Genomic DNA, 14,634 nt, shown 5'->3' with positions numbered 1-14,634 from the left:
CCTCTCGGGGTCGCGGCGCGCAGACTAATCAGCCAAACGTTAACAAGGCCCTCATGCGGGCGGAGCGGAAGCAGAAATCCGGGCCGCCCGCCGCTGACGCTGTTCGCGCCAGATCACGATCAGCCCGCCCAGCACGATCAGCAGCGCGCCGGGGAACAGATCGCTCCAGGGCGCCTCGTTGAAGAACAGCCAGCCCAGCACGAAGGCGGTCGGAATCCCGAAATACGCAAACGGCGCCAGGTTGCTCTGTTCGGTCATGCGATAGGCCACGACCATGCACAGCACCGCCAGCCCGCCGAACCCGCCCATGGCAAGGATCCACAGCAGATCTTCGCCCGTCCGCAGCCCGGAAAACCCACCCGCGACCAGCGCCAGCAGCACCGAACTCACCAGCGCCACGCCCGAGGAATAAAGGTTCGCCAGCGCGCTGGGCACATCCGGGTCCAGCCGCCGCGCCATAACGCCGGTCAGCGCATAGAACAGCGCCGCGCCCAGCGGCGCGATGGCGGCCGCGGAAAAGGTCTCGCGCCCCGGTCCCATGATCAGAACCACGCCCACAAAGCCGATCAGCACGGCGCTCCAGCGCAGCGCCCCGACCTTCTCGCCCAGGATCGGCACCGCCAGCGCGGTCATGAACATCGCATTGGAATAGCTGATCGTCGCGGCCGTCGCGAAGGCCAGCGTGCCGAGCGCATAGTAGAAACACAGCTGCGCGACGCTCACGATCAGCCCGCGCGCGCCCGCCAGCTTCCACTGCCGGATCCGCAGCCGCCGTCCGCCCGCATGCCAGGCCGGCGTCAGCCACAGCGCGATCACGCTGGGTATCAGACCCACCGTATTGCGATAGGCCGACAGCTCGGCGGCGCTGTAGTAGGGCGACAGATGCTTGATCACCAGCCCCATCAGGTCGAACAGCAGGATCGCCAGCAGCGACAGCAGGATGGCCAGCCCGGTGCGGTCCGCCGGCCGGGCGCTCACCGTCCGGTCCTGCCGCTGCGCCAGATCAGCCAGACCGCCGCCAGCATTCCCAGAACCCCGCCCAGATAGCTGGCGTCATGCATCACTCCGGCCCGCAGAAAGCCGACCGGATCCTGCGTCTCGACCGGCAGCGCGACTTGCGCCGCCGTCTCGGGCGTCACCACGACTAGACCGAACAGCAGCCCGGCCAGCGCGGTCAGCACGGTCACCCCCACCGCCAGCGCGATGGCCCGCAGCCCGGCGCGCCAATAGCGCCCGGTGGGGCGCAGCGTGAACAGCCCCAGCACCAGCGGCGGCAGCCCCATCAGGACGCCCATCCACCAGCTGGCCAGGATGCCCACCTCCATCGCCCCCAGGCGCGGCGCCATCTCGCGCGGAATGGTGAACTGGCGGAACTTGAAGGCGTGGAAATAGTCCGGTCCCACGGTATAGCTCACCTGGTTGTGCAACGCGCCAAAGGCGGCGGCGGCCAGCACCGCGATGGCCATCAGCCCCAGGAAGACGCCAAACCTCGCCATCCCGGTCATGCCTTCGCCCCGGCAAACTCCGGCAGCACCGGCGCGGCGGCGATCAGCTTCCGCGTATAGGCGTGGCGCGGGTTGTCGAAGACCTCCTGCGTCACCCCCTGTTCCACGATCTCGCCCGCCTGCATCACCATCACCCGGTCCGTCACCGTGCGCACCACGCTCAGATCGTGGCTGATGAACAGATAGGTCAGGTCATAGGCCCGGCAGAGATCGGCCAGCAGGTCCAGGATCTGCGCCCGCACGGAAACATCCAGCGCGCTCACCGCCTCGTCGAACAGAATCAGCTCGGGCCGGATGATCAGCGCCCGCGCAATGGCGATCCGCTGCCGCTGCCCGCCCGAGAACTCGTGGATATACTTGCGCGCATCCGCCGGCCGTAGCCCCACCGCCATCAGCGCCTCGGAAATCGCATTCTCGCGCGCCTTGCCGGTGGGCGGTGTGTCCAGCAGATGGAACGGCTCGGTGATCAGCCGGTCGACCCGGTGGCGCGGGTTGAAGCTGCCGAAGGGATCCTGGAACACCACCTGCATCTTGCGCCGCACCTTCAGGTTCGGCCTGCCGCCGCTCAGCACCGGTTCGCCGTCCAGCAGGATTTCTCCCGCCTGAACCTCCTCCAGCCCCAGCAGCGCGCGGGTCAGCGTCGACTTCCCGCAGCCCGACTCGCCCACCAGCCCCAGCCGTTCGCCCCGGTTCAGGGTAAAGCTCACGCCCTTGACCGCCCGGAACACCCCCGGCGGCGCAAACAGCTTCGTGCGTGGCAGCCGATACTCCCGCACCACATTGCGCACCTGCAACAGCGGCGCCGGGGCAGGGGCGGGCGGCAGATCCACCTTGTGGGTCGAGGCCTTGAACAGCGCCCGCGTATAGGGATGCTTCATCTCGGCCAGCAGCGCGCGCGTCGGCCCCTGTTCCATCACCTCGCCGTGGCGCATTACCACGATGCGGTCGGCCATGTCGGCCACCACCGCCAGGTCATGGGTGATCATCAGCAGCCCCATGCCGAAATCGTCGACCAGCCCCTTCAGCAGCTCGAGGATCTGCGCCTGCGTCGTCACGTCCAGCGCTGTCGTCGGCTCGTCGGCGATCAGCAGCTTGGGCCGCAGCGCGATGGCCATGGCGATCACCACCCGCTGCCGCTGCCCGCCCGACAGCTCGTGCGGATAGCGCGACAGCGGGAACCGCCCCGCCGGCAGCCCGACCCGGTCCAGCACCTCGCGCGCGCGGACATAGGCTTCGTCCCTCGGCATCGCCTTGTGGATCAGGATCGTCTCGGCCACCTGATCGCCGATGGTCTTGACCGGGTTCAGCGCCGTCATCGGCTCCTGAAACACCATCCCCACCATCTGCCCGCGCATCCGGCACATCTGCGCCTCGGACAGCGCCAGCAGATCCTGCCCGTCCAGCCGGATCGCGCCCTGTGCCTGCATCCGCTCGGGCAGCAGCCCCATCACCGCCAGCGCGGTCATCGACTTGCCCGACCCGCTCTCGCCCGTCACCGCGACGATCTCGCCCGGCTCGATCCCGAACGAGACGTCTTTCAGGATCGCCGTCTTGTGAATGTCCAGGCTCAGCCCGTCGATCTGCAACAGGCTCATGTCCGCGCCACCCGCAGCCGTGGGTCGAGCAGATCGCGCAGCCCGTCGCCCATCAGGTTCAGCCCCAGCACCGTCAGGATGATCGCGATGCCCGGGATCATCGCCAGATGCGGCGCGATCGCCACCAGCGTCTGCGCATCGGCCAGCATCCGGCCCCAGCTCGGCACCGGCGGCTGCGCGCCCAGCCCGATATAGGACAGCCCCGCCTCGGCCAGAATGGCCAGCGAGAACTGGATCGTCCCCTGCACGATCAACAGGTTGGTCACATTGGGCAGGATATGCTCCCGGCTGATCCGCGCCGCCGACTTGCCCGCCACCCGCGCCGCCATGATGAACTCGCGCTCCCACAGGCTCAGCGCCGCGCCCCGGGTGATCCGCGCGAAGACCGGGATGTTGAAGATGCCGATGGCGATGATCGCATTCACCGCACCGGGCCCGAAGACCGCCGTGATCAGGATCGCGATCACCAGCGAGGGGAAGGCAAAGACCAGATCGTTGCCGCGCATGATGATCTCGTCCAGCCAGCTGCCCTTGCGCGCGGCGGCGGTCAGCCCCAGCGGCACGCCGATGGCGATGCCGATGCTCACCGCGATCAGCGCCACCGCAATCGAGGTGCGCGCGCCCACCATGATCATCGAGAAGATGTCGCGCCCGAAATGATCGGTCCCCAGCCAGTGCAGCCCGTTCGGCCGCTGGAACTTCTCGGGAATGTTCATCGCGGTGTAATCGAAGGGCGTCCAGAAGAACGACAGGATCGCCGCCAGGATGAACAGGCCGGACAGGAACCCGCCCAGGATCAGGTTGCGGTTCATGTCCGCGTCCTCAGCCGGGGATCTACGGCGGCATAGGCCAGATCGACCGCGAAATTCACCGTGATGACCGCAAAGACCAGCAGCATGACCACGGATTCCACTACGATCAGATCGCGCGAGGAAATCGCCTGGAACACCAGCCGCCCGAGACCCGGCAGATAGAACACGTTCTCGATGATGATCGCGCCCGCCAGCAGGAACGAGAACTGCAGCCCCAGGATCGTCAACACCGGAATCATCGCGTTGCGCACCCCATGCCGCCACAGCGCCTGCCGCCGGCTCAGCCCCTTGGCCCGCGCCGTGCGCATGAAATCCTCGCCTAGGATATCCAGCAGGGCCGACCGCATGACTCGCGCCAGGATCGCCGCCTGCGGCAGCGCCAGCGAGATCGCAGGCAGCGTCAGCGACTTCAGCGCCGGGCCGATGCCCTTCTCCCAGCCGGCAAAGCCCCCCGCGCCGAACCAGCGCAGGTTGATGGCAAAGATCAGCACCATCATCATCGCGAACCAGAAGTTCGGCACCGCCACCCCCAGCTGCGTCGCCCCCATCACCGCCACATCACCCGCCTTGCCACGCCGCGCGGCCGCATAGATCCCCGCCGGAAAGGCGATCAGCGTCGACAGCGCCAGCGCATAAAGCGCCAGCGGCAGCGAGACCTTCAGCCGGTCCGCCACCATCTGCGCCACCGGCGTGCGATAGGTATAGGAGGTGCCGAATTCGCCCTGCACCATGCCACCCACCCAAGTCAGGTAGCGCTGCCATTTCGGCACGTCGAGCCCCAACTCGCTGCGCAGCGCCGCCACCGTGTCGGGCTGCGCATTGACCCCCAGCATGAAGCTCGCCGGGTCCCCCGGCGCCACCTCGATCACGGCAAAGATCACCAGGCTGGCCACCACCAGGCTGAGGACAAGGGAAAGCAGGCGTTTCAGCACATAGCGAAGCATCGCGCGGACGTTAGGCGCGGCCGCGGGCAGGGTCCAGAGGGGATCGTGCGCCGCCACCCCTTCCGCCCCCGCAACCGCGCCCCGGCCCAGGCACCCGTCGACGCCCTCAGTTGCCGATCTTTGGTTGCTCCCGTGAACAGGTCGACAAAACGCGCCAGCCTCCTCCGATCTTCACGGAGGTATCGCTCCAGTTCACCTGAACCGGCCGATGATGGTCTCTGTCACAGATCAAACCGGCCAGCAGGACCGCTGCAAGATAGACGGCTTCCTCGGAGAGGCCTTCGGATTGTATCGACCAGACGTAGGTAAGCGGGTCGGCGGAAGGTTCATACTGCGCATGAAACGGTTCGCCGAGAAATTCACCATCGATATCACCAGCCGGTCCATCGCGCGTGAGGCCCATTCCTGCATGGAACGATGACATGACTGCGTCGACATCGACTTTGCCGTCAGGCATCCGCGGAACATCATTCGCGGCCGCAAGCGCGGGGAGGCTGCCCCCGAGCACCACCACAAGAATACGCAGCGCCGCTGTCTGAAAAATTCGGCCGGCCATACTGAAACCTAGCAAGATCAATTGCCAACATCAACGACAGCCGGCCGGTGCCGGGCATGACGCTCTGCAAGGGTTCTCGAGCGCCCGGTCCCCAAAAGAAAAGGGCCGGCTTTCACCGGCCCCCTGTCTCCGCGATCCGCTGACGGATCACTGCTTCCACTTCACCACGGTCAGATCCACCGCCGCCGTCGGCGCGTTGACCCACAGGCCCTCGACGCCGGCCTTCGCGACCGAGAGCATGGCGAGCTGGAACAGGTAGCCGTTCACGTAATCCTTCGCGATCATCTCCTGCGCCTGCTTCAGCATCTCGCTGCGCTTCGCCGGATCGGTGGTCCGGTTCAGCTCGGCCATCAGGTCCTGGAAGGCCTTGTTGTCATACTGGAAGTAGTAATCCGGCCGGGCATAAATCCCGATGTCCATCGGTTCGGTATGGCTCACGATGGTCAGGCCGAAATCCTTGCCGCGGAACACGGTCTCCAGCCACTGTGCCCATTCCACGTTGACGATCTCGGCCTTGATGCCCACGGCCGCCAGCTGCGCCGCAATGATCTCGCCCCCGCGCCGCGCGTAGGAGGGCGGCGGCAGGTGCAGCGTGGTCGAGAAGCCATCGGCCATCCCGGCCTCGGCCAACAGCGCCTTCGACTTCTCCGGGTCATGGTTCGACAGCGCCGTCAGATCCTCGTAGTCCGGATTGTGCGGGGCGAAATGGGTGCCGATGGGCGTGCCATAGCCGAACATCGCGCCGTCGATGATCGCCTGCCGGTCGATGGCATGGGCCACCGCCTCGCGCACCTTCACGTTGTCGAAGGGCGGGCGCTTGTTGTTCATCGCCAGGATCGTCTCGCCCTCGGTCGAGCCGACCAGCACCTGGAACCGCGGATCCGCCTCGAACTGCGGCAGGTTCTCCGGCGCCGGGAAGCCCGAGAAGACGTCGATATCCTCGGCCATCATCGCCGCGAAGGCGGCGGTCGGATCCGAGATGAACTTGAAGGTCGCCGTCTCCAGCGCCGGAGCGGCGCCCCAGTAGTCGGCATTGCGCGCCAGCTCGATCTTGTCTCCCTGCGTCCAGCTCACGAACTTGAAGGCGCCGGTGCCGATGGGCGTGGTCTTGATGTTCTCGATGCTCTCGGGCGCCACGATCACCGCATCGCCCCAGGCCATGTTGAACAGGAACAGCCCGTTCGGCTCCTTCAGCGTCACCTTCACGGTCAGCGGATCGACCACCTCCACCGTGTCGACCGCCGCAAACAGCGCCTTCTGCGCATTGGTGCTGTCCTCGGCCCGCGCGCGGTCGAGGCTGAACTTCACGTCCTCGCCGTCCATCGTGGTCCCGTCGTGGAACTTCACGCCGTCATGCAGGTGGAAGGTATAGACCAGCCCGTCCTCGGAAATGTCCCAGCTTTCCGCCAGGCCCGGCACGATGGACCCGTCGCCCTGGAACTTGGTCAGCCCCTCGAAGACGTTGGTATAAAGCACCGAGTCGATGGCCTGCGCCGCGGCGCTGGTCGGATCGAGATGCGGCGGCTCCAGCTGCATCGCCACGGTGATCGCGGTCTGCGCCTGCGCGGCGCCCAGTCCGGCGGTGATGGCCAGCGCGCTGGCAAAGGCCAGCTTGGCAAGACGGTTCATCGGCATACTCCCCTGCGGATGTGGATTCGCGCCGGTTTTTTCCGGCGTTGCTCCGCTCAGTCTTGGCAAAGTTCGGCGGCGACACAAGCGATTAATGGCGCGGCGGGGGTTGGCAGCGTGGCCTCTGCCGGGAATACTCCGCCTTAGTGTTTTTGCATGCGCAGGAGGCAGGTGGCATGAGCCATGTTCTGGCCATCGACCAGGGAACAACGTCGTCGCGGGCGATCCTCTTCGACGCGGCGATGCACCCCGTGCACACCGCCCAGACCGAGTTCACCCAGCACTTCCCCAAGGCCGGCTGGGTCGAACACGACCCCGAGGAAATCTGGTCCACCACGCTCGCCATGTGCCGCGCCGCGCTCGACAAGGGCGGGCTTTCGGCCTCGGACATCGCCGCCATCGGCATCACCAACCAGCGCGAAACCACGGTCATCTGGGATCGCAAGACCGGCAAGGCGATCCACAATGCCATCGTCTGGCAGGACCGCCGCACCGCCGACATCTGCGCCGCGCTGAAAAAGGACGGCCACGAGGCCCAGGTGACCGCCCTGACCGGCCTGCTGCTCGATCCCTATTTCTCGGGGACCAAGGTCAAATGGCTGCTCGACACCGTGCCCGGCGCCCGCGACCGGGCCAAGGCGGGCGACCTGCTCTTCGGCACCATCGACAGCTTCTTGATCTGGCGCCTGACCGAGGGCCGGGTCCACGCGACCGATGCCACCAACGCCGCGCGCACGCTGCTCTTCGACATCCGCGCCGGCCGCTGGAGCGAGGAGATGTGCGCCTTTCTCGGCGTGCCCACCGCCATGCTGCCCGACGTGCGCGACTGCGACGCTGCCTTCGGCGAAACCACGCTGCTCGGCGGCTCCATCCCGATCCTCGGCGTCGCGGGCGATCAGCAGGCGGCGACCATCGGTCAGGCCTGCTTCCAGCCCGGCATGATGAAATCGACCTACGGCACCGGCTGCTTCGCCCTGCTGAACACCGGCGACAGCCCGGTCTGCTCGGACAACCGGATGCTCACCACCATCGCCTACCAGATCGGCGGCCAGCGCGCCTATGCGCTGGAAGGCTCGATCTTCATCGCCGGCGCCGTGGTGCAATGGCTGCGCGACGGTCTGAAGATCATCGAACGCGCCGACCAGTCCGGCGCGCTCGCGAGGTCCGCCGATCCGGCGCAGGACGTGGTGATCGTGCCCGCCTTCACCGGCCTCGGCGCGCCCTACTGGGATCCGGACTGCCGCGGCGCGATGTTCGGCCTGACCCGCAACACCGGCGCGGCCGAGATCGCGAAGGCCGCGCTCGAAAGCGTCGCCTTCCAGACCCGTGACCTGGTCGAGGCGATGCACGCCGACTGGGCCGCCGAGGCCGAGACGATCCTGCGCGTCGACGGCGGGATGAGCGCCAGCGACTGGACGATGCAAAGCCTCTCGGACCTGCTCGGCGCCCCGGTCGACCGGCCGGTCATGCAGGAAACCACCGCGCTGGGGGCCGCCTGGCTCGCCGGTATGCGCGCCGGGGTCTACCCCGACCGCGACGGCTTTGCCGCGACCTGGGCGCTCGATCGCCGCTTCGAACCCACGCTCGACGCCGCCCCGCGCGAGGCCCGCTACGCCCGCTGGAAACGCGCCGTCGCGGCCGCGATGAGCGTCTAGGGCAGGGCGGGGCTCGCCCCGCCGCCGATCACCCGTCCTTGCGGATGACCTCGTTCTTCGGATCGTAGGGGCTGTCCTCCACGATCTCGGCGTCCCACAGCTGGTTCAGCATCTTCACCTTCAGCTTGCGGCCCACCGTCGCCAGCTCCGGCTTGACGTAGCCCATCCCGATGGACTTGCCGAAGACCACCGAATACCCGCCCGAGGTCAGCCGCCCGACGCGCTCGGCCCCGTCATACAGCGCCTCGCGTCCCCAGGGATCGGCATCCGCCGGCCCGTCGATCAACAGCGTCACGCATTTCGACCGGATGCCCTTGGCCTCCATCGCCGCCCTGCCGTGGAACTCCTTGGACAGGTCGACAAACCGCGGCAAATCCGCCTCCAGCGGCGTCGCGTCACGGCCCAGTTCGGTGCCGAAGGCGCGATAGCTCTTCTCCTGCCGCAGCCAGTTCTGCGCCCGCGCGCCCACCAGCTTCAGCCCGTGCTTTTCGCCCGTTTCCATCAGCCGGTCCCACAGATGCGCCTGCATCTCGATGGGGTGATGCAGCTCCCAGCCCAGTTCGCCCGTATAGGCCACCCGGATCGCCATCACCGGCACCATGCTCAGCTCGATGTCGCGCGCCGACAGCCAGGGGAACCGCTTGTTCGACAGCGCCGTCTCGGGCTCCGCGTCGCGGATCAGCTCCTTCAGCAGATCGCGCGATTTCGGCCCGGCCAGCGCGAAGACGCCATATTGCGTCGTCACATCCTGGATGACGACGAACCCGCCGCCCGCCGCCATGTGATCCTCCGCCGCCTTCTTCAGGAAATCCGCATCATAGGCCGTCCAGGCACCGGCGGACACGAGGTAATAATCGTCCTCGCCCTTCCGCACGATGGTGTATTCCGTGCGCGTCGTCCCTGCCGAGGTCAGCGCATAGGTCAGGTTGATGCGCCCGACCTTCGGCAGCTTGTTGCAGGTGAAATGGTCCAGGAACGCGGTTGCCCCCGGCCCGTAGACGCGATGCTTGGTAAAGGCGCTGGCGTCGATCAGACCGACGCTCTCGCGCACCGCCTTCGCCTCTTCCACCGCATATTGCCACCAGCCGCCCCGCCGGAAGCTGCGCGCGGCGTGATCGTCGAACCCCTGCGGCGCATAGTAATTCGGCCGCTCCCAGCCGTTCACCTGCCCGAACTGCGCGCCCTTCGCCTTCTGGCGGTCATAGACCGGCGTCGTGCGCAGCGGCCGGCAGGCTTCGCGCTCCTCGTCCGGGTGGTGCAGGATGAAGACATGCGCATAGCATTCCTCATTCTTGCGCGCCGCATATTCCGTCGTCATCCACGACCCGTAGCGCTTCGGATCCAGCGAGGCCATGTCGATCTCGGCCTCGCCCTCGATCATCTGCTGCGCCAGGTAATACCCCGTGCCGCCCGCGGCGGTGATCCCGAACGAGAACCCCTCGGCCAGCCACATGTTGCGCAGCCCCGGCGCCGGGCCGACCAGCGGGTTGCCATCCGGCGTATAGCAGATCGGCCCGTTGAAATCGTCCTTCAGCCCCACGGTTTCCGAGGTCGGAATCCGGTGGATCATGCTCATGTATTCCTGCTCGATCCGCTCCAGATCCAGCGGGAAGAGATCGGCGCGGAACGACTCCGGCACGTCATAGAGGAACCGCGCCGGCGCGCCGTGCTCGTAGGGGCCCAGGATCCAGCCGCCCCGCTCCTCGCGCACATACCACTTGGCGTCCGCATCGCGCAGCACCGGGTGCTGCGGGTTGGACTTGCGCCACTCCACCAGCGCCGGATCCGGCTCGGTCACGATATACTGGTGCTCCACCGGGATCGCCGGGATCTTGATCCCCAGCAGCCGCGCGGTGCGCTGCGCATGGTTGCCCGTGGCCGTCACGACATGTTCGGCGGTGATGACGGCCTTTTCATCCGAGGGAACGAGGTTGCCGCCCTGCTCCACCATCTTCGTCACGCTGACGCGCCACTCCGACCCGGTCCACGCGTAGCCATCCACCTGCCACTTGCGCTCGATGGTGACACCGCGCTGGCGCGCGCCTTTGGCCATCGCCATCGTCACGTCGGCCGGGTTGATATAGCCATCGGTCGGGTGGAAGATCGCGCCCTTAAGGTCGTCCGTGCGCACCAGCGGCCAGCGGTCCTTGATGTCCTTCGGGCTCAGCCACTCGAAGGGCACGCCGCAGGTCTCGGCGGTGGTCGCATAGACCATATATTCGTCCATCCGCGCATCCGTCTGCGCCATCCGCAGGTTCCCGACGACCGAAAACCCCGCGTTCAGCCCGGTCTCTTCCTCCAGCGTCTTGTAGAAATCGACCGAATACTTGTGGATATGGGTGGTCGCAAAGCTCATGTTGAACAGCGGCAACAGCCCGGCCGCGTGCCAGGTCGACCCCGAGGTCAGCTCGTCGCGCTCCAGCAGCATGACGTCGCTCCACCCGCCGCGGGCAAGGTGATAGGCGATACTCGTCCCGACGGCACCGCCGCCGACGACCAGAGCTTTGACATGGCTTTTCATGAGAGCGACTCCGACAGGTTGCTCCCTCTCAATAGCGCCATTCACGAATGCTTGGGGAGCCCGTCCGACACGTCGCGAACTGAATGCGACATGGCGGCCCGGGCGTCAGTTGGTGACGCCGCAGAAGCTGCCCGCACCACAACCCGAGGTCTTTTTCGACGGCCGGTTGACGATCACCGCCGGAGGCTCCGCCGCGGCCGGGCCCACATAGCTGCCCGCCTTCATCACCTCAAAGACGGCCTTGCCACCGTCGCTGTTCAGGGCCTGCTTGAGCGGCCCGGTCGTGGCCTGCGTTTCTGCCGGCTGAACGTTCTGCGCAGGTACCGCTTCCGGCGAATCGGGGGTCGAGGCGGCCGTCACGCCAAACCCGATGCGGTGACGGACGGTGTCCAGATAGTCGGCGGGCCCGAAGGTGCCCGCCGAAGCGCCGCGCTGCTGCGCGAAATCGATGCCGATGACGAAAAGGAAAGCAATGGTACAGAAAATGAGAAATGCAAGCTTGCCCAACGCACTGGCTCCGGATGTTGTTTGTCTTTGGGGAATATGATCGCCGAAAACGGGCAGGAATGCGGCCTGTTTCGTTCAATTCGGCGAATTTTGAGAAATTGCTAAAATTCCCTCTTTGCGCGTAAAATCAATGTATTAGCTTTGTTCACATGTTGTCCACATGCGGAAAGGCGGAATTGTGGAGAATAATTGCGCGGAGGGCCTGTAAGCCGGATTCTGTTCCCGGCAGTTGCCTGCCGTTCGATGACCATTCCTCTACGGCACATGTTGCCATGGGCCTTGAGCTGCCAACCCGACCCCTCTCGGCGAAAGCGCGCCTAGCGGCGGTCTCCCTTGCGGGACCGGTCCCGCGCGGGGGTCCTATTCGGCATTGCTCCCGGTGGGGCTTGCCGTGCCGCCCCTGTTGCCAGGGGCGCGGTGGGCTCTTACCCCACCGTTTCACCCTTACCCCGGCGGACCGGGGCGGTCTGTTCTCTGTGGCGCTTTCCGTCGGGTTGCCCCGCCCGGGCGTTACCCGGCACCGTTGCCTTCCGGAGTCCGGACTTTCCTCGGACCGGTTTCCCGGCCCGCGGCCATCCGGCCCTCCGCGCGGCCCCGCTTTGACAGGCGGCGCGGCGCGGGTCAAGCGCGGCTTGTGTGACCTGTGTCACAGACCGGCCGGCCCCGGCGGCTCTAATGTCGAAGCGATGCAATGCGAGGCCCTGGCGCGGCCCACTCACCCGCGCGCCGGACCACGGGAGACAACCATGACCGAATTGAAGGTCGCCCTGTCCCGCCTGGGCAGGGAACACGGCTACTTCGACCCGAAGACCGATCTCTTCGACAGCCTCGGCCAGCTCTGCGAGGCCGCCCCCGCCTCCGACGATCCCGCAACCGAGCGCGAGGCGCGCCGGCTCGCTCGCCTGTTGCGCGAACGCGGCCGCGCGACGCTCGAGGTGGCGACCAGCCGGTTCGAGCCGATCCGCGTGCCCACCGGCGAGGCCTGGACCGGGTGGTGGACCGCCGTCGGCGAATACGGCGAGGATTCACCCGAGGCCCGCAAGGCTCGCGGCACCTATCTGAGCGCGCTGCTCAACCACGACTGCGCCCTGCGCTGCCGCCTGCTCGACTGCGCGCTGCTGATCGGCGAATCCACCCGGCAGGAACGCCAGATCGCCCAGCTCGCCGACCTCCAGCGCTCCGCCGAACGCGCCTGCGCCGCCAGTGTCCGCGACATGGACCGCCCCGGCGCCGCCCGCACGCTCGCCGCCGTGCAGGCGCTGCGCGCGCCGCTGGCCCGGCTGCAAAAGGCCCACGCACGCATCGTCACGCTTGCCCAGGACGAACAGCGCCGCATCGAAACCATCAAGCGCTCGAACGACAGCTGGATCGGCGACATTCAGGCCCGGTCCCTCCGCGACGCGGTCCGCAAGGCGCTGACCGCGCTCGGCATCGCCGCCTAGGCCCGGTCCGGCGGCTCTTTCCTTGGCCAGTGCGAACGGCTATGCCTCGCCCCATGCTTGGTATGAACATTCCGACTCTGCTGACGACCATGCGCCTTCTGGCAGCGCCCGGGCTGTCGGTGATGTTCCTCTTCTTCGCCCGTCCCTACGCCGACTGGTTCGCCCTCGTGCTCTTCCTCGGCGCGGCGATAACCGACTGGTTCGACGGCTATCTCGCCCGCATGTGGAAGCAGGAAACCCGCATGGGCGCGATGCTGGATCCGATCGCCGACAAGGCGATGGTCGTCGTCGCGCTCATGGTGATCGTCGGCTATTCCTCGATGTCGCCCTGGCTGGTGCTGCCCGCCACCGTGATCCTCTTCCGCGAGGTCTTCGTCTCGGGCCTGCGCGAATACCTCGGCAATGTCTCGGGCACGCTGCGGGTCACCAGACTGGCCAAGTGGAAGACCACGGCGCAGATGGTCGCCATCGCGGTCCTGTTCAGCCAGGGCATTTTCGAGCATTATCTGGGCGTCGCCGCCTGGGGCATGGACCCGGAACAGTTCGGCTCGGTGATCTCGGGCCGGCTGCCCGACTCACACGGCCTGCGCTGGAAGGCAGCGGCGGTGGACGCTTCGGGCCGTGCCGGGCTCTGGCTGCTCTGGGTCGCCGCGGGGCTGACGCTGATGACGGGCTATGACTATTTCCGCAAGGCGCTGCCCCACCTGAAGGAGGTGCGCTGATGGACGTGCTCTATTTCGCCTGGGTGCGCGAACGCATCGGGCTGCCCAAGGAACGGATCGACACCGCCGCCGCCACCGTGGCAGACCTGGTCGAGGAACTGCGCACGCGCGAGCCGCGCTACGCGGCCGCCTTCGCCGATATCTCGGCCCTGCGCGTCGCCGTCGACCAGCAGCTCACCGATTTCGACGCCCCCCTCGCCGGCGCGCGCGAGGTCGCCTTCTTCCCGCCGATGACCGGGGGCTGAGGCCCATGCGCGTCGTCGTCCAGTCCGCCCCCTTCGATTTCGGCGCCGAGGCCGAGTCCTTCGGCGCCGCCGCCGGCGTCGGCGCGGTGGTCACCTTCACCGGCGTGGTCCGCGACGCCGGCGGCCGCCTCGCCGCGATGGAGATCGAACACTACCCCGGCATGACCGAGGCGGCGGTGACAAAGATCACCGAAGAGGCCGCACAGCGCTGGGATCTGGCCGACGTGCTGGTGATCCACCGCCACGGGCGGCTCGAACCGGGCGAACGGATCATGATGGTCGCCACCGCCTCGGCACACCGGCAGGCCGCCTTCGAGGCCGCGGAATTCCTGATGGACTACCTGAAATCCCGCGCCCCCTTCTGGAAGAAGGAATTCACCGCCGACGGCGCGGAATGGGTGGCCTCCAAAGACTCCGACGAAGCCGCCCTCGGCCGCTGGTAACGCCTCGCCAGGCGCTCCTGGCTTCTTCTCTTTCCAAATACTCCGGGGAGTCGCGCCG

The 14,634-nt window shown here is 67.0% G+C and carries 14 protein-coding genes and 1 other RNA gene; 5 read left to right on the top strand and 10 right to left on the bottom strand.

Annotated features, from left to right (window positions below; translation table 11 throughout):
- Positions 1–51: 51 nt before the first annotated feature.
- The 7 genes from ACFO5X_RS04725 to ACFO5X_RS04695 form a co-directional block, all read right to left on the bottom strand.
- The gene (locus ACFO5X_RS04725; protein WP_380716082.1) at positions 52–978 is read right to left on the bottom strand and encodes a DMT family transporter; all 927 of its coding nucleotides are present in this window, start codon (positions 976–978) and stop codon (positions 52–54) included.
- Positions 975–1,505 carry a hypothetical protein gene (locus ACFO5X_RS04720; RefSeq protein ID WP_380716081.1) on the bottom strand — a complete coding sequence of 177 codons (531 nt, stop codon included), beginning with the start codon at positions 1,503–1,505 and terminating at the stop codon, positions 975–977. The genes ACFO5X_RS04725 and ACFO5X_RS04720 overlap by 4 nt, the downstream gene beginning before the upstream one ends.
- Positions 1,502–3,100: an ABC transporter ATP-binding protein gene (locus tag ACFO5X_RS04715; protein WP_380716080.1), complete on the bottom strand. Its 1,599-nt coding sequence runs from the start codon at positions 3,098–3,100 to the stop codon at positions 1,502–1,504. Before ACFO5X_RS04715 ends, ACFO5X_RS04720 begins: the two co-directional genes overlap by 4 nt.
- Positions 3,097–3,912 carry an ABC transporter permease gene (locus ACFO5X_RS04710; protein WP_380716079.1) on the bottom strand — a complete coding sequence of 272 codons (816 nt, stop codon included), beginning with the start codon at positions 3,910–3,912 and terminating at the stop codon, positions 3,097–3,099. Before ACFO5X_RS04710 ends, ACFO5X_RS04715 begins: the two co-directional genes overlap by 4 nt.
- Complete coding sequence (locus ACFO5X_RS04705; protein ID WP_380716376.1) at positions 3,909–4,856, bottom strand: ABC transporter permease; 948 nt, start codon at positions 4,854–4,856, stop codon at positions 3,909–3,911. The genes ACFO5X_RS04710 and ACFO5X_RS04705 overlap by 4 nt, the downstream gene beginning before the upstream one ends.
- A 106-nt stretch (positions 4,857–4,962) precedes the next feature.
- Complete coding sequence (locus tag ACFO5X_RS04700; RefSeq protein WP_380716078.1) at positions 4,963–5,412, bottom strand: hypothetical protein; 450 nt, start codon at positions 5,410–5,412, stop codon at positions 4,963–4,965.
- Positions 5,413–5,559: 147 nt separating this feature from the next.
- Positions 5,560–7,041: an ABC transporter substrate-binding protein gene (locus ACFO5X_RS04695; protein ID WP_380716077.1), complete on the bottom strand. Its 1,482-nt coding sequence runs from the start codon at positions 7,039–7,041 to the stop codon at positions 5,560–5,562.
- A 176-nt stretch (positions 7,042–7,217) separates the two neighbouring features.
- Here ACFO5X_RS04695 and glpK point away from each other — a divergent pair, with 176 nt between their 5' ends.
- Positions 7,218–8,696: a glycerol kinase GlpK gene (glpK, locus tag ACFO5X_RS04690; RefSeq protein ID WP_380716076.1), complete on the top strand. Its 1,479-nt coding sequence runs from the start codon at positions 7,218–7,220 to the stop codon at positions 8,694–8,696.
- Between the two features lie 28 nt (positions 8,697–8,724).
- On the opposite strand, the gene ACFO5X_RS04685 is transcribed toward glpK, so the two are convergent.
- The 3 genes from ACFO5X_RS04685 to rnpB form a co-directional block, all read right to left on the bottom strand.
- Complete coding sequence (locus tag ACFO5X_RS04685; RefSeq protein ID WP_380716075.1) at positions 8,725–11,217, bottom strand: GcvT family protein; 2,493 nt, start codon at positions 11,215–11,217, stop codon at positions 8,725–8,727.
- A gap of 105 nt (positions 11,218–11,322) precedes the next feature.
- Positions 11,323–11,724, bottom strand: a complete 402-nt coding sequence (locus ACFO5X_RS04680) for a hypothetical protein (protein WP_380716074.1) — start codon at positions 11,722–11,724, stop codon at positions 11,323–11,325.
- A gap of 189 nt (positions 11,725–11,913) precedes the next feature.
- Positions 11,914–12,312: RNase P RNA component class A (rnpB, locus tag ACFO5X_RS04675), an RNA gene on the bottom strand.
- 158 nt (positions 12,313–12,470) lie between these two features.
- Between rnpB and ACFO5X_RS04670 the strand changes: the two genes are divergently transcribed.
- The 4 genes from ACFO5X_RS04670 (at position 12,471) to ACFO5X_RS04655 (ending at position 14,576) form a co-directional block, all read left to right on the top strand.
- Complete coding sequence (locus tag ACFO5X_RS04670) at positions 12,471–13,166, top strand: hypothetical protein (protein WP_380716073.1); 696 nt, start codon at positions 12,471–12,473, stop codon at positions 13,164–13,166.
- Positions 13,167–13,228: 62 nt separating this feature from the next.
- Positions 13,229–13,888 carry a CDP-diacylglycerol--glycerol-3-phosphate 3-phosphatidyltransferase gene (gene pgsA, locus ACFO5X_RS04665; RefSeq protein WP_380716072.1) on the top strand — a complete coding sequence of 220 codons (660 nt, stop codon included), beginning with the start codon at positions 13,229–13,231 and terminating at the stop codon, positions 13,886–13,888.
- Positions 13,888–14,133 (top strand): molybdopterin converting factor subunit 1, encoded by a 246-nt coding sequence (gene moaD, locus ACFO5X_RS04660; protein ID WP_380716071.1) that lies wholly within the window; start codon positions 13,888–13,890, stop codon positions 14,131–14,133. Before pgsA ends, moaD begins: the two co-directional genes overlap by 1 nt.
- 5 nt (positions 14,134–14,138) lie before the next feature.
- On the top strand, positions 14,139–14,576 hold the full coding sequence (locus ACFO5X_RS04655; protein ID WP_380716070.1) for a molybdenum cofactor biosynthesis protein MoaE: 438 nt from the start codon (positions 14,139–14,141) through the stop codon (positions 14,574–14,576).
- Positions 14,577–14,634 lie beyond the last annotated feature (58 nt).

The organism is Seohaeicola nanhaiensis (assembly GCF_042654245.1).
In the GTDB taxonomy this organism is placed as follows: domain Bacteria; phylum Pseudomonadota; class Alphaproteobacteria; order Rhodobacterales; family Rhodobacteraceae; genus Seohaeicola_A; species Seohaeicola_A nanhaiensis.
This window is presented reverse-complemented; position numbering and strand designations above follow the sequence as displayed.